Source organism: Streptomyces sp. NPDC048419, assembly GCF_043200415.1.
In the GTDB taxonomy this organism is placed as follows: domain Bacteria; phylum Actinomycetota; class Actinomycetes; order Streptomycetales; family Streptomycetaceae; genus Streptomyces.
On sequence record NZ_JBICXT010000017.1, the window covers coordinates 96,020 to 115,404 of the forward strand.

Consider the following 19,385-nt stretch of genomic DNA (forward strand, 5'->3'; position numbering starts at 1 on the left):
CGGGCGAAGCCGCCGCGATCAGAGCAGCCGCATGTCCCGCGCACGGTGCACGGCGTCACTGCGACGGTTCACCCCGAGCTTCCGGTACAGGCTCTTCAGGTGCGTCTTCACCGTGTTCACCGACACGAACAGGTCCGCGGCGATCTCCTGCGTCGACATCATCTGCGCCAGGCGCTCAAGGACGTCGCGCTCGCGGGCGCTCAGCTCCTCCACGACGATCGGCCACGGAGGTGTCGCGAGCCAGTCCGGCGCACCGAACTCCGACGAGGCGGGCGCGAGCCATCCTGACGCGAGCTGGTTCAGCGGCGACGTGATCAGCAGCGGCCGGATCCAGCGCCCGGCGTCCAGGAAGGGGCGCCGCAGCAGGTCGTGCCGCGCGTCGAGGAGGGCCTGCGCGACCAGTCTGCGGGCGGACGGGGTGTCCCCGGCGGCGAACGCGGCCTGGGCCCGGACCAGCGTAGCCCGGACGGTCACCGCCGGTCCGGGCTCCGCGGCGGGCACGCCGTCGAGGAGGTCGATCGCCACATCCGCGTGGCCGGCGGTGAGCTGGATCCGGGCGGCCTCCACGGCGCAGGCGGGCTGGTCGTCGCTCAGGCCGCCCAGTACCTCGGCGGCGGTCTCGGACCGGCCCTCGGCCAGGTGGGCGGCCGATGTCACGAGCGTCTCGTGGCTGTCCGCCCACGGGGAGGCCTCCGCGGCGCTGAGGTCCGGGTCGGCCGCCTCGACCGCGGCCCGTGGATTGCCCCGGGCCAGCTCGAGCCGGGCCGTCACGATGGCCCGTACGGCGGCCATCACCGGGTCCTGAAGGGTGGTCGGGAGCTCGGCCGCCTCGTCGAGGAGAGCCTGCGCCCGCGCCAGTTCGTTGCGGTCGACCGCCACGGCGGCCAGCACGGTCCGCCCGATCCCGGAACCGGACGGCCCGGAGAGGCTGAACCGTTCCGTCTCGGACACCGCCTCCAGGGCCTTGTGCTCCGCCTGGCCCGTCCAGCCGTTGAGGTAGTCGATCAGCGCGAGGTGGCCCATCGACTCCTCGCGGGCGAGCACGGTGGCGGCCCTGCCGGGTGAGCCGGTCACCTTGGTCAGGGTGGCGCGCGCGTCCTCGAACCGTCCTGCCCACACCTGCGTGGAGCCCAGATGGGTCAGCAACAGGGCGGGGAGTTCCGGGTGTTTGTCCAGGAGGTGTGCGCTCACCTCCGGCTGCGCCTCGCCGGCCGTCTCGGCGGCCCGTTCGGCGCGCGCGGGGGAGCCGGTCAGACGGGCGGCCAGCGCCTCCAGCAGCGCACAGCTCAGCTGCGCGGCCGCCGGATGGACCACGTCCGTGGCCAGCCGCGACTCGGCCTGCTGCAGATGGGCCATCCCGCGATCGAGGTCGCTCTGGGAGAGGTCGCACGCCGCCCTTACGAGGTCGGTCGCGGCGCTGGTGGTCTCGGGTCCCATCCGGGAGAACAGCTCGGTCAGGTCGTCGGAGCGCAGGCCGGTGAAGAACTGCCCGATCGCCAGGTCGTCGACGAGGGCACCGGCGGCGAAGTCCCAGTCGCCCGCCGCGGCGCCATGGCTGAGCGTCTCCGGGAGCGAGCCCGCCTGCCGCAGCCACCGCGCGGCCCGCCGGTGCAACTCGGGTTCCAGGCTGGGGCAGCGCCACCGCAGATGGGCCCGGAGTATCTCCCCGAACAGCGGGTGCAGGCGGTACCAGGAGTGTCCGAGCTGCTCGACGAACGCGTTCTCCCGGTACAGCTCGCCCAGGATGCGTGCGGCGTCCGTCCGGCCGGTCAGCGCGTTCACCAGGTCGGGGCAGAAGCGGTCCAGCACGCTGACGCGCAGCAGCAGGTCCTGGGTCTGCGGGGTCTGCCGCTTGAGCACCTCGGCCAGCAGGAAGTCGGCGACTGTGCTCCGGCCCGCCTCGAACTCCTTGAGGTACGTCTCCGGGTCCGGGCTCTCCTGGGCGGCCAGGGCGCACAGCCGCAGACCGGCGGCCCAGCCACGGGTGCGGTCCACGAGGGCGCGCGCGGTGTCCACGGGCAGCCGCAGCCCGTGCCGCTCCAGCAGCGCGGCGGCCTCCTCGGGCGTGAAGGCCAGCTCGGCGCCGCGGATCTCGGTGAGGAGGCCGGAGGCCCGGTACCGGTGCAGCGACAGCATCGGCTCGGTACGGGTGACGAGCACCAGATGCAGCCCCCGCCCGGCGTGCTGCAGGACGAAGTCCAGCTGTTCGGCGACCTCCGGCACGGTGACGCGGTCGAACTCGTCGAGCACGACGGTCACGGCCGGACTGCGACCGTCCAGCTCCTCCGCGATCGCCGAGAGCACCCTGCGGTTCACATGGTTCGCGTCGGCCGGCCAACCGACCTGCTCGGACAGCGGGTTGCCGGACGCGCTCAGGGCGTGGAGGAAGTACGCCCAGAACATCCCGGGCCGCTCCTCGTCCGTCTCGACGGTGAGCCAGGCCAGCGGCTGCGTCAGTTCCGCGGCCCATTCGGCGACCAGCAGGGTCTTCCCGGCGCCGGCCGCGCCGTTGACCATCGTCAGCGGGGTCCGCAGAGCCTTGCCCAGGTGCTTCGTCAGGCGCGGCCGGGACAGGAACGTCGCGGGTCTCGTCGGCAGTGCGAAACGCGTTCGCAGATACGGATCCCCGAGCGGATCGACACGGTGCTCGGCCGATACCGGATGCCCCTCGTGATCAGTCACGGTGCTCACCACCACTGTGGGTCAGGCCATGGGCGGCGCTCCCCTTCGCTCAGAGTCGCATTCTTCTCGCGAACGCGCCTGGCATGCGTGGTCCGAAGGTCCCATCGACAGGCCGAACGGCCCTTGTCAAGGGGCCGATGGGCCCACCTGCCCTAGGCGCCGACCCGGCCCGCCCGGTCCATGTGGTGGTCGAGGGAGAGGGCGGCGGTGATCAGCGCGAGGTGCGTGAAGGCCTGCGGGAAGTTGCCGAGCTGCTCTCCGGTCGGGCCGATCTCCTCGGCGAAGAGACCGGCATGGTTCGCGTACGTCAACATTTTGTCGAAGGCGTACCGGGCCGGTCCGAGCTTCCCCGAGCGCGCGAGCGCGTCGACGTACAGGAAGCTGCACAGGGAGAACGTGCCCTCGCTGCCGCGCAGGCCGTCGGGGGAGGCCGCCGGGTCGTAGCGGTGGACGAGGCTGTCCGAGACGAGCTCCTGCTCCATCGCGTCCAGGGTGGACAGCCAGCGCGGATCAGTCGCGGAGATGAACCCGACCCCGGGCATGAGCAGCAGGGAGGCGTCCAGGGTGGTGTCCTCGTACTGCTGGACGAAGGCCTGGCGCTTGCTGTTCCAGCCCCGCTCCATCACCTGCTGGAGAATGTCGTCCCGGGCGGTGTTCCACTGCGCGACGTCGCCGGGCCGGGCGTAGCGCTGGGCCATCCGGACACCCCGGTCGAAGGCGGCCCAGCACATCAGCCGGCTGTAGGTGAAGTCCTTCTGGCCGCCGCGGGTCTCCCAGATCCCCTCGTCGGGCCGGTCCCACTCCTTCACCAGCCAGTCCAGCACGCCCGCCAGGGCCTGCCAGCCGTCGTACGGCGGCACGTCGTCGACGCCGTCCACGGACTGGGCCAGCGCGAGCGACGCCTCTCCGTAGATGTCGAGCTGGAGCTGTCCGGCCGCGCCGTTGCCCACCCGTACCGGCGCCGACCGGCGGTAACCCTCGAAGTGGTCCAGAACCTCCTCCGTCAGCTCCGGATCGCCGTCCACCCGGTACATGATCTGCAGGGGTTCGCCGTTGACGGTGCGGCCCGCCCGCAGCCGGTCGCCCAGCCAGTGGCGGAAGGCGACGGCCTCGTCCACGTAGCCGAGGCCCAGCAGGGCGCTGACCGACAGCGAACCGTCGCGGACCCAGGTGTAGCGGTAGTCCCAGTTGCGTCCGCCGCCGATCTGCTCGGGCAGCCCCATGGTGGCCGCCGCGACGGGTGCTCCGGTGGGCGCGTAGGTGAGCAGCTTCAGGGTGATGGCGGACCGGTTCACCATGTCCTGCCAGCGGCCGTGGTAGGTGCTGCGGCGCATCCAGCCGTGCCAGAAGTCCCGGGTCCGCTCGAACAGTGCCCTGATCTCCGGCTGCCCGACCGGAGCGAGCTGCAGGTCCTGCGTGCTCCCCACCGTCAGCACGACGGCGGCCAACTCATCCTGCCCGATGGTGACTTCACCGAGCATGTCGTCGCCGTCCCTGGTCCACCGCACCGGTCCGACGCTCTGCAGCGCGGCCTGGAACCCGTTGCCCTCGAAGCGGACGGTGTCCTCGCGCGTCTCGAGGCGGTGCGCGCAACGGCCGTAGTCGAAGCGGGGGCGGCACTCGAGCGAGAAGCGCACCCGTCCCCGTGCCACCCGGAAGATCCGGACCAGGCGGTGCGTGTCCGAAGCGCGCTCGGGACGCTCCACCGGCATGAAGTCGATCACTTCGCCGACCCCCTCGTCGGCGAGGAAGCGGGTCACCAGCACGGCTGTGTCCTGGAGATACAGCTGGACCGGAGGCCGACGGCTGTCGGCCGTGACGCTGAAGTACCCGCCGTGCTCGTGATCGAGGATCGAGGCGAACACACTGGGCGAGTCGAACCTGGGCGTACACAGCCAGTCGACCGTGCCCTCGGACGAGACCAGTGCCGCGGTCTGCAGGTCTCCCACCAACCCGTGATCCTCGATCGGGGCATAGCGTCGCATGAGCAGCTCTCCTTCCCGCTGCGCGCTCCGGGGCACCTTCGCGCCACGACACCGCGCCGTCCACGTGTGCCCAACCTCGCAACGCCCGGCGGTGAAGGCTTCACCCCCGGTGGGTGAGGCAGTGCCAAGGGCGCTGCCGAACCCTTGGTGAGGGCAGGCGATGACCGATCCCTGCCAGGACTTGTCGAGTCGGAGGGCGCTCCAGGGGGCGACATCAGTGGCTGAGACAACCGAGCCGATGCAGACGGCGGCCAAGAGGCGTGTGCTGGCCGCCTTGGCCCTCGCCCAGTTCATCTGCAGCTTCGCCGGCTCCAACATGAACGTGATGATCAACGACATCAGCAAGGACCTGGACACCACCGTCCAGGGCGTGCAGGTGGCGATCACCGTGTTCCTGCTGGTGATGGCGGCACTGATGATCCCCGGCGGCAAACTGACCGAACGCTACGGCCGCAAGCGCTGCTTCCTGGCCGGCCTCGTCGTCTACGCCGTGGGCGCCCTGCTGAGCGCTGCCGCTCCGGGACTTGGAGTGCTGATACTCGGCAACTCCATCCTGGAAGGCGTCGGCACGGCCCTGCTCATCCCGCCCGTGTACATCCTCGCGACACTCCTGTACACCGAAGTGACGTCGCGCGCCCGTGCGTTCGGCGTCATCATGGCGCTCGGCGGTGTCGGCGCAGCGGCGGGACCGCTGATCGGCGGCCTGATCACCTCGGCCATCAGCTGGCGCGCGGCGTTCGTGTTCCAGGCCCTGGTCATCGCGGTGATCGTCTTTCTCAGCCGGCGCATGAGCGATCCGCTGCCGCGCGATCCGGGCGCCTCCTTCGACGTCTTCGGGGCGGTTCTGTCCGCCGTCGGTCTCGTCCTGGTCGTCATGGGCATCCTGGCCGCGGACAACAACATCTGGCTCATGCTCGGACTGCTGGCCCTCGGCGCACTCGTGCTCGCGTGGTTCTTCCACTCGATTCGCGCGAAGGAAGCGGCCGGCGGGGATCCGCTGCTGCGGCGCGACATGTTCCGCAACCGCACGTCCAACCTCGGTCTCGTCACGCAGAACATCCAGTGGCTGATGCTGATGGGCTCGTCCTTCACGGCGGCGACCTATCTCCAGGTCGTCCGCGGATACGACGCCATCCAGACCGGGGTCATCTTCACCGCGGCCACGCTCGGGCTGCTGATCACGTCCCTGGCCGCCGAGCGCATGGCCAAACGACGCTCCCAGCGCCTGCTCATCACGTCCGGCTTCGTGGCCGGCGTCGCCGGGATCGTCGTCCTGATCGTCATGGCCTACGCGTTCAAGTCCGCCTGGGCCTTCGTCCCCGGACTGCTCCTGATCGGCCTCGGCCTCGGCGTCATGCTGACCCCCTCGGTCAACGTCGTGCAGTCGAGCTTCCCGGAGGAGCAGCAAGGGGAGATCTCGGGGCTGTCCCGCAGCGTGTCGAACCTCGGCTCCTCCTTCGGCACGGCCATCGCCGGCACCATCCTCGTCTCCGGCCTGACCAAGGGCGCCTACGCCGCCGCCATGAGCACCCTGGCCCTGATGGGATTCGTCGGCCTGATCGCGGCGACACGGCTCCCCCGGGAACCGGTCACCGCTCCGGTACAGGCCCCACCCAGGACGACACCGCAACCACGCACTTGACCGACCTCAGATGTGCACCTCTTGCTGCTCCCGGGCGCGTGATCGAGTCGTACTGGTGCCTCAGTTCGGCCGGCTGGGCTTCCCCTGACGGATGGTCCGAACGGCGAACACGGGGTCGACGGGCTCGACGAGTCGCTCAACGGCGATCGCCGCGAGGTGAGCCGGCGCCTCACCCTCCACCAATGCCCTCACGTACTCGAGCGCATGCGTCGGGGCCAACACGGGCAGCCGCCGGCGCAGTGTACGTACGGCAGCCAAGTGGCCGTGCACGGCGGCGACTTCGCAAATCTCATCGTGGAGATCGTCCGCCGTGGTCCGGACGGTGAGCCCACGGACACGAACGCAATAGTCGTCCTGCCATTCACCACTGCGCGCTGAGAGGCCTCCGATTTCGTGCAGTCCACCGTCGACGCGATCGACCAGATACGGGCCGGTGCCGACCAGCATGGCGCCGAGGTCCCCGGTGCGCGCGAACTCCTCGGACTGCCAGTGGACGATCCACACCAGCTCGTGCTCCTCGACACGTACGACCCTGGCGCGCGTCCGGTCCACACCTGCAGCCGCCCACTTCTGGTGCTCGCGGTCCAGTTCTTCCTCGACGATGCGCACCGCGGCGTCACGCTCGATCACGCGAGCAGCATCTCCTACGCCCTCGACGCCGACGAATGGATTTCGAGACCGCCTTCCGGCGTCGCTCCGGCCCACGATGCCTGCCCGCCACCTGTAGCATCTGCCTGCGTTGAACTGGACACTTGTGCAGGTCCGTCCATCACCGTCGGGCGAGGAGACGAAGGTGCCGGAGAGGAATCTCGAGTTCGGGCAGTACGGGGCTCGCGGCATCAAGGGGCATGAGGCCGTGGGCCGGCGGCTCGACGCGCTCGCGGGATTCGTCGCCACCCCGGTGACGACGCATCGCGGGCTGCTCGCGCGGCTGCACTACCTCACACGGACCAAGCACGCGAGGGAGGCGGCCCGCGAGGCCGGCCTCACCGTCACCGACCGCACCCTCAGGGCATGGCTGGAGGGCCGCCGCACGCCGTCGAGGAAGAACCTGCAGAGTGTCGAGACCGCGTACCGCACCGTGCGCCGCCACAACGTCGCCCGGTATCTGCTCGCCCGCCTCAACCGCGAAGGCCGCGGCACCCGCGTCGAGTTCCACCCGGTCAACCAGAGCCAGGTGCCCCGGCCCCGCCAGCGCGTGGTCGAGTACCGCACCCTCAACGTCCGCCACTGGGACCGCATCGTGCGCGCCTGGGCCGAGGACGACGACGCGGCGCTCGACGACGCCTGGGTCAACGACGTCACGGTGGACCTCGGCAGCCAGTGGGGCGAGTACGAGTACGTCACCAACATCGGATTCGCGGCGTGAGACTCCCGCCGGTCGCGACATCCTGCCCGGAGCGCCGAGCAGCACGGCCGGCGCTCCGGACAGGCGGAGCGCGCGACCAACTGTCCGATCCAGCCGCGACCGGGGACCGACGACATTGAACCCAACCCGTACGACGAGTGAGGCGCAGCCCGACGCCACCGGCACGGCGGTGCGGTCGGCCCGCGCCCTGGCCCGGCTCGCGCTCCTGTGCGTCGCCGGAGCCGTGGCCTCGGTGGTGGCCGGAGCCGGCCAGTGGCTGATCCTGCTGCTCGGCCTCGCCGGACTCGCCGTGGCCGGTGCCGGCCTCTGGTGGGCGCTGGCGCACCGCGGAGTCGCCCGTCTCCTCGGCGCCCTGCTGGCGATCGCCGCGCCGGTGGCCGTCCTGGTGCTGTACGCGATCTCGGGCCTGTGGGTGGTGGCGGCAGCGGCCCTCGCGTGCTGGGCGGTCGCGCTGGCCTGCGCGCGGAGCGCGCTGCGCCATCTGCGCAAGCCGCGCGGGATGCACCACCGCAGCGTCCGGGCACCCCGCCGCGCCGTGGTGATCATGAACCCCAAGTCGGGCGGCGGGAAGGTCGGCCGCTTCGGGTTGGTGGAGCGGGCCGAGGCCCTGGGCGCCCGGGTGATCCTGCTCGACCTCGACAAGAACCCGGACCCGGTGGCGCTGGCCCGGCAGGCCGTCGCCGAGGGCGCCGACCTGCTCGGCGTGGCCGGCGGCGACGGCACCCAGGCCCTGGTGGCGGCCGTGGCGGCCGAGCACCGGCTGCCCTTCATGGTCGTGTCCGCCGGCACCCGCAACCACTTCGCCATGGACCTCGGCCTGGACCGCGACGACCCGTCGAAGAGCCTGGACGCCCTCTCGGACGGCGTGGAACTCCGCGTCGACCTGGGAGACGTGGCGGGCCGGCCCTTCGTCAACACCGCTTCGTTCGGCACGTACGCGCACATCGTGCAGAGCCCCGACTACCGCGACGCCAAAGCGGTCACGGCCCTCGACCAGCTGCCCGACCTGCTGACGGGCGAGGCCGGCGCCACCCTGACGGCCCGCGCCGACGACGAGGTGCTGGACTCCCCGCAGGCCGTGCTGGTCAGCAACAACCCTTACGCGCGGGCCGATCCCCTCACCGGCGGACGCAGACCGCGGCTCGACACGGGCACGCTCGGTGTGATCTCGGTCCGGGTCGTGGGCCCGGCCCAGGCCGCCGAACTGGCGCTGCTCGGGGAAAGGGCGAGCGGCATCACGACCCTCACGTCCCGCCGCGTGGTCGTCGAGGCCGACGAGGAGGTCATCCCGGTGGCCCTGGACGGCGAGGCACTCACGCTGCCCACGCCGGTCGTGTGCACCGTGCGGCCCGGCGCGCTCCGGGTCCGGGTGCCCAAGCACCGTCCCGGCGCCCCGTACGTCGCCCCGTCGGTCGACTGGCGGCGCATCGTCCGTCTCGCCTTCGGCAGAGCACCCCGTCCGCACGAGAAGAACCAGGAGCAGAGCGATGGCTGACCGCCGCCCGCCGGAACACCAGGCACCGCAAGATCTGATGCGTGACCTCGCCGCCCTCGACCAGGCGCTCTACGAGGCCGTGACGGTCACCAGCACACCCGCGCTGGACGTCGCGCTGCGCAGGCTGTCCGCCGCGGCCGACCACTCCAAGATCTCCTTCCTGATCGCCGGGGCGCTGGCCGTGCGCCCCGGACGGTCCCGCCGTGCCGCCGCCCTCGGCGTCGCGGCGATCGGCGTCGCCTCGGCCACCGCCAACCTGCTCGGCAAACGCCTCGTCCGCCGGCCCCGGCCGCACCGCGCCGAGGACTCGCCGTTCCCCGGACGCCACGTGCCCATGCCCGAGTCCGCCTCGTTCCCCTCGGGCCACACGGCCTCGGCCGTCGCCTTCGCCGCGGCTGTCGGCCCCGCGTTCCCGGTCGCCACGGTGCCGCTGGGCCTGCTCGCCTGCGCCGTCGGCTACTCACGCGTCCACACGGGCGTGCACTATCCCGGCGACGTCATCGCCGGCGCCGTACTCGGCACCGCCGCGGCGGCGACCGTCCTCGCCGCCGCAAGTCAAGGCAGCCTGCGGACTCCGGTCTTCGGCTGTCCGTAACGGCCCGTCAGCCCGCTGTGCTGCCAGGACGCGCAGATTCCGCTCTCCGTCAGATCATGAAGGTTTCGTGCGCGAAACCTGTCTAAGATCTGGAGCTCGTACGGAGAGGGAAACGTGTGAGCGATTTAGCAGGCCCGCGCTGCCCGGAATGCGGCGAACTCCGGGCAGCGGACGGAACCCCGACCTGTTCGTGCACCCGCCGCGCCGCCGAGGCCCGCCGCGAGACACGTACGACCGAGGTGGCGGCGGCGGAGGACTTCGACCCGGTGCGCATACGGCCGTTCGTGGCCATCGACGTCGACTCCGGGCCTGCGGAGACGTCGGCCGAGGAGCCGCAACAGCCGGACAGCACAGAGCCGTTGGACGAGGCGCAGATGTCCGACAGCCGCCCGGCCCTCGAAGTCCCCGTGCACTCCCCGTCCCTCGACACCCCGACCCGCAGGCGACGCCCGCGATCACTGCTGGTCGCGGGTGGTGGAGCCGCCGTTGCCGTCCTGGTGACCGGGGGAGTCGTAGGGGGCGTCTTCTGGTACGACAGCCCCGCGCGGGACGACTCCGCGTCCAGCGGTGTCCGGGCGGGCCTGCCCGCCCAGCGGTCCTCCGAGGATGCCCCTTCGTCGGCGGACCCGTCCCCGACGGCGCCCTCCGCGTCCGCGTCCGTGAGCTCGACGGCCTCCTCACCGAGCGCCACCTCGTCCGGCGGGCACGGCACCCCGGCCGCCCCCGGCGACCCGAGCGCGACCGCGCCCCCGGCCGCCACCACCGCCCCGGCGCCGGGCGCGTCCGCAGCGACCGAGTCGGGCGGTGAGACTCCCGTCCTGCGCTACGGCGACAAGGGACCCGAAGTCGCCGAACTCCAGCTCCGGCTCCGGCAGATCGGCTTCTACGACGGGGACGTCGACGGCGACTTCGACCGCCAGGTCGAGAACGCGGTCCGCGCCTACCAGCTCGCCCGCGTCATCCTCAAAGACGCGTCGGGCGTCTACGGCGCGGCGACCCGGGTCTCGCTGGAAGGCGAGACGAAGGAGCCGTGAGGCAGGGCAGTCATGACGCAGCGGAGTCATGACGATGGCCGAGCCGGGCACCCGTACGGGCATGAAGGCGATGCCGGCAAGGCACATGCTCACGTTGACCGTCGTGCTGGCGGTGCTCCCCGCAGCCGTGGCGTGCGGGAATCACCACGGACAGGGAGCCGAGGCGTCCGCGTCGGCGGGCGGGCCGGCCGTCGTGTCCTCGGGAAGCCGCCTCGTCGTCACGACCGACAACGGGCTGCGGCTGCGCCCCACCGACGGCCACCGCGTCACCATGGATGACGGCGTCAAGGCCGACTGGTCCCACCACGGCCACACCTGGGTCCTCGACCTCACGTGCGCGGACAGGTCGGGGAAGGACGGCGGATGCCCGCGCATGCCCTCCGTCAGGGTGCCAGACGGCATGGATGTGACGGCCCGGGCCCGTAACGCCGGCGTCGACGTGGCGGGCATCGCCGCCGCGCTGGACATCACGACCGTCAACGGCGATGTGTCGGCGACCGATTCGGGTCGCGGCGACGGCGCAGTACGCCTGTCCACCCGCAACGGCTCGGTGCGCACGACGGCCCTCAAGGCAGGCCGGCTGGCCGCGACCACCACGAACGGGGACGTGGTCGTCGCGTGTGCCGACGCGCCGCCGCACGTCACCGCGACGACCACCAACGGCTCGGTCGACGTGACCGTGGCGGACCGCGCCCCCGCCTACGCGGTCACCGCGACGACCGTCAACGGCCGCACCACGGTGGCCGTGCCCACGCGGGACGCCTCCCACGGACCCGCGATGACCCTCACCACGGTCAACGGAGACGTCGCCGCACGCCGGGAGTGAGCGATCATCTGCCGGGACCGTCCGAGCGCCTGCGGTGGAGGGTGAAGTTCTCGAACACCGACAGCTCGCCGTTCGGCTTGTTCACGTTGTAGTAGGTCACGTGCAGACGGGTGGTGTCGCCCGGGTGGCGGCCGGGGTCGACGGTGAACGAGGCGAAGCCGTAGGGGTGTTCGGTGTCGCGGACACCCGTCCAGACCGCCTCCTCCTTCGTGTAGGTGGAGGTGCGCTTGCCGTTGGAGCCGGGGGTCGCCGACACGGCGGTGATCACCTTGGCGGTGCCGTCCTTGAAGAAGTTCTGGTTGGTGGTCCCGGAGACACCACCACCGCCGAGGACCATGTGGACGGTGCCCAGTCCGGTGTCGATGTCGTCGGTGCCCTGCGAGACCGGCCGCGGGGTCAGGGTCTCGCTCCCGCCGAGTACGCCGCGAACGGCCAGTGAGCGCTCGTAGTTGTGCTCGTGGCCGCAGACCACCAGGTCCACGCCGTACTTGTCGAACAGCGGGCCGTACTTCTGCCGCAGCCCCAGGTCGGCTCCGTTGGCGTCGGAGGAGCTGATCATGACCTGATGCATGGCGACGACCACCCAGTCGATGTCGCGGGAGGCCCGCGCCGCCTTCAGTTCCTTCTCCAGGAAGGCGAGTTGGCGCCCGCCGGAATAGCCGCTGATGTAGAGGTCGCCGCCGTCCTGGAGGCAGTTGTCGTCGTTCTGCAGGACGATCACCCGCACGGAGCCGGCCGTGAAGGCGTACCACAGGCCCGCGAGTTCGGCGTCCGTCTCGGTCGAGGGGAGGTCGAAGTAGGTCTGGTAGGCGCCGAGTCCGATGGGGCCGTTGGCCTTCTCGATCTCGTGGTTGCCGGCCGCCGGCATCCAGGGGCGGAAGCGCGCGGAACGGGTGTTGTTGGTGAAGAAGTTGTTCCAGGTACGCACCCGGTCGACGTCGAGGTTGGCGTAGCACAGGTCGCCGTTGAGCAGGTGGAACAGCGGGGCGACCTGCTCGATGCCGGTGACGATGTCCTTCGTCGCGGGCGTGGAGTTCGCGTCCAGCGCCGCCGTGCCGTTGGCCGCCCAGGTGACCTGCGGAGCGGACTGGTCGCCGAAGCTGGTGAAGGTGAACGGCCTGCGCCCGCGCGGGGCCGTGCGGAACGTGCCGCTGTCGGGCGTCGTCCCCTCGTGCGTGGCGAAATAGAGATAGTCGGTCCCCGGGGCCAGCCGGTTGAGCGAGGCGTGGTGGACGTACACGGTCCGGCCGGAGGTGCCGTCCTCGTACGTGACGGTCCGGGCGTCGGCGCGGGAGCCGAAGCCGTGCTCCAGCGTGCCGTAGCGCACGACAGGTCTCCTCACCGGCCGGTCGGTGATCCACGACACCGTCATCTGGGTGCTGGGGTCCGCTCCGAAGGTCAGGTGCAGTCCCTGGACCGGGGGCGCTCCCGTCGAGTCCGCCGTGAGGTGGAACGCCGGGGCCCCCGCCGGGGCGGCCTGCGCCGTACCGGCTCCCAGCAGCGGGGTGACGGCCGCGCCGGCGCCCGCGGTGCCGAAGAGGCCCAGCGCGTGACGACGGCTGACCCCCTCGGACGACTTCTGTGACCCGTCCGATGTCCCTGACTGTGCGGTCATGGTGCCCTCCCTGACGAGCTGTCGAGCTCTGAACGACGGCACCCTGGCGCTGCCCGGCGGCATGCAGGTGAACTCCGTGTTGCCAGTTGGCCTTTGGGAGCCGGGAGACGGAAGATCCGGCTGTTCCTTGCCGCTGCCTTTGCCCGCGGCTGCCCAGCCGTTGACCGATGCGCGCGAGGCGCACGGACCTGACCGCCCGCCGTGCCCGCCTTGGCCGCACCGGTCACCCGGCGCGTCGGCCTCGGCCTGGCTGTGTCGTAGCCTCGGCTGCGAAGGATCAGGTGCGAGGCGGGAGGGTCGTACGGCGGAGTCCGGGCGGCGCCCAAGGGCTGTTGCGCGCCGGCACGGGGCCCGGGGGCCGACTCGGGCGGGCAGGCGGTCGACGTCGACGGGCGTACGGGCGCGACCGACGGCATGGTGACCTTCGCCCGCTTCGTCGAACGGACCGGGTACGTCACCGAGGCCGAACGGTTCGCCTGGTCCTTCGTGTTCGCGGGATTGCAGCGGCGTGGACCACCGCGGCGATCACCCCGTGGTCCAGGTGTCGTGGAACGACGCGCTGGAGTACTGCCGTTGGGCCGGCACCCGGCTGCCCACCGAGGCCGAGTGGGAGTACGCCGCACGGAGCGGGGCTCGACCAGCGGCGGCATCCGTGGGGGGACGAGCTGACGCCCGGCGGGGAACACCGCTGCAGCATCTGGCAGGGGCACTTCCCCACCAGGAACACAGCGGAGGACGGCTGTCGCGGCACGGCGCCCGTGGACGCGTACAAGCCCAACGGCTTCGGCCTGCACAACATGTCGGGCAACGCCCGGGAGTGGTGCGCCGACTGGTGGGGCACCGACCACGGCAGCAGTCCGGGCACGGACCCGAAGGGCCCCGGCAGAGGCACGTCACGGGTGATGCGCGGTGGTTCGTACCTCTGCCACTGCTCCTCCTGCAACCGCTACCGCGTGGCGGCCCGCACCTCGAACACCCCGGACAGCAGCACGGGAAACCTGGGATTCCGGACGGTCCGGGACGCCTGAGCCCCCTGATCCGGACAGCGACTGTTGCGCGCCCCATGGCACTGCACCACGACGGCCCGCCGGCGCGACTGCGCCGCGGGCACGAGGAACTCGTCCTCGGACTGCTGCGCAAGCACGGCCCGCTCAGCCGGGCCGAGTTGGGCCGGCGCAGCGGGCTGTCCCGTACGATGCTCTACGACATCGTCGGCGCGCGCGTCGACAACGGCGCGGTCGTGGCCTCGGCGCCCGCTCCGGGGGAGCGCCGGCGCGGGCGGCCGGTCGAGACGGTGACCCTGCGGACCCCGCCGTGACCTGCCGCTCCTGCTCCGCAAACGGTTCGGAGTGCCCGTCCTGGTCGACAACCACTCCGCGCTGCCACCCCAACAACACACTGCGGTCGTGGACTTCGCTGCCCCTGCGGGTCCGGCCGGTCTCTTGATCGGCGCTCACGTGGTGAGCGCGGCTTCGGCGTCGTGGCCGTAGATCCAGCCGGCCGTGACGAGGGGGTCGGACGCGGCGAGCGCCGTGTCGCGTGTCTCCTGCTCGGGCCCGTCCGGCAGATGGTTGGCGTCCCTGCGGGCGTGACTGATCTCCTGCAGACGCGTGGTGCGCGGGATGCGCGCCGACTCGTAGCGTTTCAGGGCCTGTTCGGGGTCGTCCGGGGACGCGGCGAGGCAGCGTGCCAGTACGGCGGCGTCCTCGATGGACTGGGCCGCGCCCTGCGCGAAGAAGGGGAACATGGGGTGCGCGGCGTCACCGAGCAGCGTGACTCTGCCCCGGCTCCAGTGCCGTAGCGGCGAACGGTCCAGCAGGGCCCAGCGTCCCGGCACTCCGCCCGCCACGATCAGATCGGTCACCCGCGGGTCCCAGTCGGCGAACTCGGCGCGGAACTCCTCGGTCGGGGCCGTCGCACTCCAGGACTCCTCGGTGTAGTCCCCGGCGGGTGCGAAGGCGACGACGTTGACCGCGCTGCCGCCGGCGATCGGGTAGTGCACGAAGTGCCGGCCGGGTCCGAGCCAGATCGTCTGCGCGGGCCGCAGGGCGAATTCCGGTGCGGCGTGGGCGGGCACGAGGGTACGGAAGGCACAGACACCGGAGTACCCCGGGGACGGACGGGCGGCCAGCCCGCTCCGGACCACGGAGTGCACGCCGTCGGCGCCGATGACGACGTCGGCCTCGGTCCGGCTGCCGTCCGCGAAGGACAGCGACACGTCGTCCGGGCCCGCCTCGACCGAGGTGCACCGCTCGCCCAGCCGAATCCACGCGCCGGGCACCGCCGAGCGCACCGCGTCCAGCAGATCGGACCGGTGGATGACGTAGGTGCGTTCGCCGTAGAGCTGCTCGCACACATCGGTCAGTGCCTCCACCGACAGCACGCCGCCGTCCGCCCAGCGACGGAACTCCCACCCCCACTCCAGAGCCACGGCCCGGCGCAGGAACGCTTTCATGACGCCGAGGCGCCGCAGCAGCCGTACGGCATTGGGCGCCACGACCAGCCCGGCGCCGACCTCGCTGAGCGCGGGTGCCTGCTCGTGGACGGTGGCGTTCAGCCCCGCGCGGCGCAGGAAGGCGGCGGCGGCGAGACCGCCGATGCCGCCCCCGATGATGGCGATCCGTGGGCCGTGCGGGCGAGCGGGCATGGACCGACTCCTCCTATCCCTGGGGCTACTCCGGTGCTGCCACTGCCCCGATCCTCCCGGGTGGCCGTGTCTGTTGAGAACACCTGCGACGCACGCTCGCGGGGTTCATTACTTCTGGGGTCATCGACCCTGAGCCCGTACGGTGTGATGATCGTCGGCGTAACCAGTCGGAACCGCCGGAAGGGACGTCATGTCTGCCTACGCGATAGCTCACCTGCGGGAAGCCGCGCCGCATCCGGAGATCGCCGAGTACATCGAGCGCATCACGGCGACGTTCGCCCCGTACGGCGGCCGCTTCCTGGTGCACGGGGCGCAGCACGACGTGAAGGAGGGCTCGTGGCCCGGGCACGTGGTGGTGATCGGTTTTCCGTCGATGGGGGAGGCGCGGGCCTGGTGGGACTCGGCCGCCTACCAGGAGATCGCGCCGCTGCGTTCACGGCACATCGCCGGGGACATCATCCTGGTGCCGGGCGTGGCGGAGGACTACGACGCGGCGGCGACCGCGCAGGTGATGAGGGCGGGCCTGTCCGGCTGACGGCCCTGGGCGGAGCCGAGCAAGGATGCCGCTGTGCGGTCGCTATTCGGTGGCGCCGGGCTGAGGCTGGGCGTCGGCGGACCGGTCCGCGTCAGGAGCGGTGTAGTACACGGAGCTCCCCTGCTTGGTCCGCTGCACGAGGCCCTTGGCCACGAGGCCTTCGACGGTGGTGCGCACGACGGTGTTCTTGATGGTGCGGTCGGGATGGGCCTTGTCGAGGGCGGCGGCGATCTCGGCGGTGGAACGCGGCTCGCGCTCCTCGGCGAGGTGGGCGCGCACCAGGTCGACCAGCGTGGGCCGGGTCGATGTGTCGGCCGTGGGGCGGGTCTTCTTGGCGGCAGACTTGCGTGCTGTGGAGCGGCGGGCAGAGGTGCCGGCCTTCTTGGCCCGGGTCTTGGTGCCCGGGGAGGCGGTGGCAGCGGCCGCCTCGGCGGACGCGGGGGTGATACCGAGGGCCTGCTGCATGTTCAGGAGCACGCTGTGGTCGTGTTGCAGCGCGGCCAACTGCCCTTGCAGATCGGCGATTTCCGCACCGACGCGATCTTGCTCCTTGACGTTGCGCTCGAGGTCACCGGTCACCTGGGCGGCATACTGCGAGGTCAGTTCGCTGGAGGCGGGAGGCTGGGACATGGGGTTGACCTTTCTCTGCGCCACGGCCGACCGTCGGGCGAGGAGCTGCAACGGGCCGGGCAGCGGTCTCGCGGACACGGCGAACGCCGTGGACCGCACCCTTCATGCCGAACAAGTGCGGCTTAGGAATTTTACGGACGCCTGCCCCAGCCTGTTCCGCCCGGGAGCTGTGTTTTTACCGTCGGTCACCAAAGGGCATGCTCGAATCGCCGATCACTGCGAGCGCGAGTCCCGGTCCCTGAGCGCGCTGACCCCGTTGGTATCGGCGAAATGGTGATACGCATGTGCTTGCCGGCGAGCGTTGCGAAGGCCTCGGGTGGCTGCCGCCTCGATCCGCTGTCCGTCGGGATGGAGCGGCATCCGGCGGCGTTCTCGTCGTACCAGTGCCGTGATCGCCAGAGCCAGTATGGCCACTACTGCCACGATCGATATTGCCATGTACACCATCATCCCCCGTGAGCACCTCAGGCCGCCACGTTATTGGCTCTGGCCTTCGCGTTGGAAGCCGCCGTCATGGCGTCGCACTTCCTCGAGAGTCACCTGTCGCGGAAGCGTCGTCATGCGGGGTGCGACCGTGTGGGAGAGCGGTCGGGACACGCCCTCGAACCGGCTCGGGAAGGGGAACTTGCGCTCCAGGAAGCCGTGGATGGCGGACCGGGCCGCCGCTCGGGCCGCCGGAGGCGTGTCCACGTCGTTGAGGCAGAAGAAGTCGACGTCCTCGCCGGCGGCGAGGCGGGCCAGGCGGCGCTGCATGTCCGGGGTGCCCAACTGGACGTAGCGGAAGCGGTAGTGGGCCGGGACGGCCCGTCCGGTCGCGATCGCCCAGTGGTGGTGGAGCGTGGACGCCGGGGCGACGTCGGAGGTCGAGCGGAACCGCGAGAACGCGGTGTGCTCCAGCTCCTCGATGCCGAGATCCTCCATCTCCCGCATGACGGACAGCAGTTGGGGGTGCGGGGTGTGCAGCGACTTGTGGGTGACGTATCTGCCGTGGAAGCGCCTGATCACCTCGCGGGCGTTCTTGCCGGCGGAGTTGGGCGCCGGTTCGAGCGGGTGCGGGGCGCCGAGGCCGAGTTTGAGCGGGGACAGGGGGATGCGGGCGATCCCGTTGCCGTGGAAGAAGTGCTGCGCCCGCACCGGGCGGTTGATGAAGACGTCGTCGTTGAAGTAGAGGTAGCGGTCCGACAGGCCCGGTATGTGGTGCAGCCTGCTCTCTATCGCGTGGGAGTTGAAGACGGGGAGCGCCTCGGCCGGGAGGATGTCCCGGTGGTCGACGACCGTCAGCCCCTCCGCCTCGGGGTCCAGCCAGTCGGGGAGCTGGGAGTCGGTCACGAGGTAGACGTGCCGGACGAACCCGGCGTACATGTCCAACGACCGTAGCGCGTACCGCAGTTCGTCATGGCTGGTGTAGCGGGACGCACCGGTCTCGCGCGGGGCGATGAGGTTGCCGGAGAGCTCCTGGTACGCACGGCGCTTCGCGGCCATGGTGGGGTCGTCCCCGTCGACCCAGGTGTAGACGGCGTCCACGGGGAAGCGGACCTCGTCCATGCCCGTTTCGGCGAAGGCCGCGAACGTCGGCACGCTGCGGCGCGGGCCGGTCACGGTGGCCGGCTGCTGCGCCGTCGCGGGCAGGACCTCCGAGACGGGGTTGCGGCGCGGAGCGACGAGCGCCGGGCCGTAGACGTCCTCCAGCTGGCGGGCGGGCACGGTGAGCCAGGAGGGATCGGAGCCCGGTGCAGTGCCCAGGTCCCGGCCGCGGCGCCAGAACTCGATGTCGCAGCCCGCCTCCAGACCGCTGAGCACCTGGCCCTCGGGGCCGAGGCGCAGCAGGCCGGTGCGGAGCACGGCCGCCCGCCTCAGTGCCCGGGGCAACTTGCCGTCGGCCCAGAGCACCGCACGCGTCACGGTGCCGTCCCGCCCGAACCCGCCGACGTACTCCGCGGTGTGCGCGAAGCGCTGCGCCGCACGGGCGAGGACCTCCTCGCGGTATGTCTCCTCCACGCCGACCACCGGCCGGGACGCACTGCCGTCGTCGGAGGGGACGAGGAAGTGCGGGACCCCGATCGACTCCAGCAGGGTGCACACCCGCTCGAGGTCGGCTTCGGCGGCGTCCGCTGCCGTGTAGGCGGCAACCGTGGGGCCGTACAGCCGGATCGGTCCGAGGGTGATCCGGCGCAGTCCGGGGAGGGCGGATCGCAGGCGCCGCCGGGCCCGGGCCCTACGCAGGGTCCACAGCCGGGCCGAGAGCTGGAGCCGGAGGAGCACCAGGAGCTCCCAGACGGCTCGTAGGCCCGCGGGACCGGTGAAGTGGTGGCGGATTTCCATGCCCGCGG

The 19,385-nt window shown here is 71.5% G+C and carries 14 protein-coding genes and 2 pseudogenes; 9 read left to right on the top strand and 7 right to left on the bottom strand.

The window, feature by feature from the left end; translation table 11 throughout:
- Positions 1-18: 18 nt before the first annotated feature.
- On the bottom strand, positions 19-2,682 hold the full coding sequence (locus ACGFYN_RS30815) for a LuxR C-terminal-related transcriptional regulator (RefSeq protein ID WP_393869178.1): 2,664 nt from the start codon (positions 2,680-2,682) through the stop codon (positions 19-21).
- 152 nt (positions 2,683-2,834) lie between these two features.
- Complete coding sequence (locus ACGFYN_RS30820; RefSeq protein WP_393869179.1) at positions 2,835-4,667, bottom strand: glycoside hydrolase family 15 protein; 1,833 nt, start codon at positions 4,665-4,667, stop codon at positions 2,835-2,837.
- Positions 4,668-4,905: 238 nt separating this feature from the next.
- Here ACGFYN_RS30820 and ACGFYN_RS30825 point away from each other — a divergent pair, with 238 nt between their 5' ends.
- Entirely contained in the window at positions 4,906-6,309 is a 1,404-nt protein-coding gene (locus tag ACGFYN_RS30825; RefSeq protein ID WP_393869303.1) for an MFS transporter, read from the top strand.
- A gap of 60 nt (positions 6,310-6,369) precedes the next feature.
- On the opposite strand, the gene ACGFYN_RS30830 is transcribed toward ACGFYN_RS30825, so the two are convergent.
- Positions 6,370-6,939 carry a YrhB domain-containing protein gene (locus ACGFYN_RS30830; RefSeq protein ID WP_393869180.1) on the bottom strand — a complete coding sequence of 190 codons (570 nt, stop codon included), beginning with the start codon at positions 6,937-6,939 and terminating at the stop codon, positions 6,370-6,372.
- A 163-nt stretch (positions 6,940-7,102) separates the two neighbouring features.
- Here ACGFYN_RS30830 and ACGFYN_RS30835 point away from each other — a divergent pair, with 163 nt between their 5' ends.
- The 5 genes from ACGFYN_RS30835 to ACGFYN_RS30855 all read left to right on the top strand — a co-directional run bounded on the left by ACGFYN_RS30835 (position 7,103) and on the right by ACGFYN_RS30855 (position 11,628).
- Positions 7,103-7,678, top strand: coding sequence for a transcriptional regulator (locus tag ACGFYN_RS30835; RefSeq protein ID WP_393869181.1), 576 nt, complete (start codon positions 7,103-7,105; stop codon positions 7,676-7,678).
- A 115-nt stretch (positions 7,679-7,793) separates the two neighbouring features.
- Complete coding sequence (locus ACGFYN_RS30840; RefSeq protein ID WP_393869182.1) at positions 7,794-9,173, top strand: diacylglycerol/lipid kinase family protein; 1,380 nt, start codon at positions 7,794-7,796, stop codon at positions 9,171-9,173.
- Complete coding sequence (locus ACGFYN_RS30845; RefSeq protein WP_393869183.1) at positions 9,166-9,768, top strand: phosphatase PAP2 family protein; 603 nt, start codon at positions 9,166-9,168, stop codon at positions 9,766-9,768. Before ACGFYN_RS30840 ends, ACGFYN_RS30845 begins: the two co-directional genes overlap by 8 nt.
- Before the next feature lie 116 nt (positions 9,769-9,884).
- On the top strand, positions 9,885-10,802 hold the full coding sequence (locus tag ACGFYN_RS30850; RefSeq protein WP_393869184.1) for a peptidoglycan-binding protein: 918 nt from the start codon (positions 9,885-9,887) through the stop codon (positions 10,800-10,802).
- A 28-nt stretch (positions 10,803-10,830) separates the two neighbouring features.
- Positions 10,831-11,628, top strand: coding sequence for a DUF4097 family beta strand repeat-containing protein (locus ACGFYN_RS30855; RefSeq protein ID WP_393869185.1), 798 nt, complete (start codon positions 10,831-10,833; stop codon positions 11,626-11,628).
- 4 nt (positions 11,629-11,632) lie between these two features.
- Here ACGFYN_RS30855 and ACGFYN_RS30860 read toward each other — a convergent pair whose 3' ends face one another.
- Complete coding sequence (locus ACGFYN_RS30860; protein ID WP_393869186.1) at positions 11,633-13,243, bottom strand: purple acid phosphatase family protein; 1,611 nt, start codon at positions 13,241-13,243, stop codon at positions 11,633-11,635.
- Between the two features lie 276 nt (positions 13,244-13,519).
- Here ACGFYN_RS30860 and ACGFYN_RS30865 point away from each other — a divergent pair.
- Both ACGFYN_RS30865 and ACGFYN_RS30870 read left to right on the top strand, forming a co-directional pair.
- A pseudogene (locus tag ACGFYN_RS30865) lies at positions 13,520-14,271 on the top strand (formylglycine-generating enzyme family protein).
- Positions 14,272-14,306: 35 nt separating this feature from the next.
- Positions 14,307-14,546 (top strand): annotated as a pseudogene (locus ACGFYN_RS30870) (ROK family transcriptional regulator); the annotation flags it as partial.
- A gap of 150 nt (positions 14,547-14,696) precedes the next feature.
- Here ACGFYN_RS30870 and ACGFYN_RS30875 read toward each other — a convergent pair.
- Complete coding sequence (locus ACGFYN_RS30875) at positions 14,697-15,890, bottom strand: FAD-dependent monooxygenase (protein WP_393869187.1); 1,194 nt, start codon at positions 15,888-15,890, stop codon at positions 14,697-14,699.
- Between the two features lie 190 nt (positions 15,891-16,080).
- On the opposite strand from ACGFYN_RS30875, the gene ACGFYN_RS30880 reads away from it, so the two are divergent.
- Positions 16,081-16,425 carry a DUF1330 domain-containing protein gene (locus ACGFYN_RS30880; RefSeq protein WP_393869188.1) on the top strand — a complete coding sequence of 115 codons (345 nt, stop codon included), beginning with the start codon at positions 16,081-16,083 and terminating at the stop codon, positions 16,423-16,425.
- Positions 16,426-16,467: 42 nt separating this feature from the next.
- Here ACGFYN_RS30880 and ACGFYN_RS30885 read toward each other — a convergent pair whose 3' ends face one another.
- The gene (locus ACGFYN_RS30885) at positions 16,468-17,055 is read right to left on the bottom strand and encodes a BlaI/MecI/CopY family transcriptional regulator (RefSeq protein ID WP_393869189.1); all 588 of its coding nucleotides are present in this window, start codon (positions 17,053-17,055) and stop codon (positions 16,468-16,470) included.
- A gap of 477 nt (positions 17,056-17,532) precedes the next feature.
- Positions 17,533-19,377, bottom strand: a complete 1,845-nt coding sequence (locus ACGFYN_RS30890; protein WP_393869190.1) for a stealth conserved region 3 domain-containing protein — start codon at positions 19,375-19,377, stop codon at positions 17,533-17,535.
- Between the last annotated feature and the right edge of the window lie 8 nt (positions 19,378-19,385).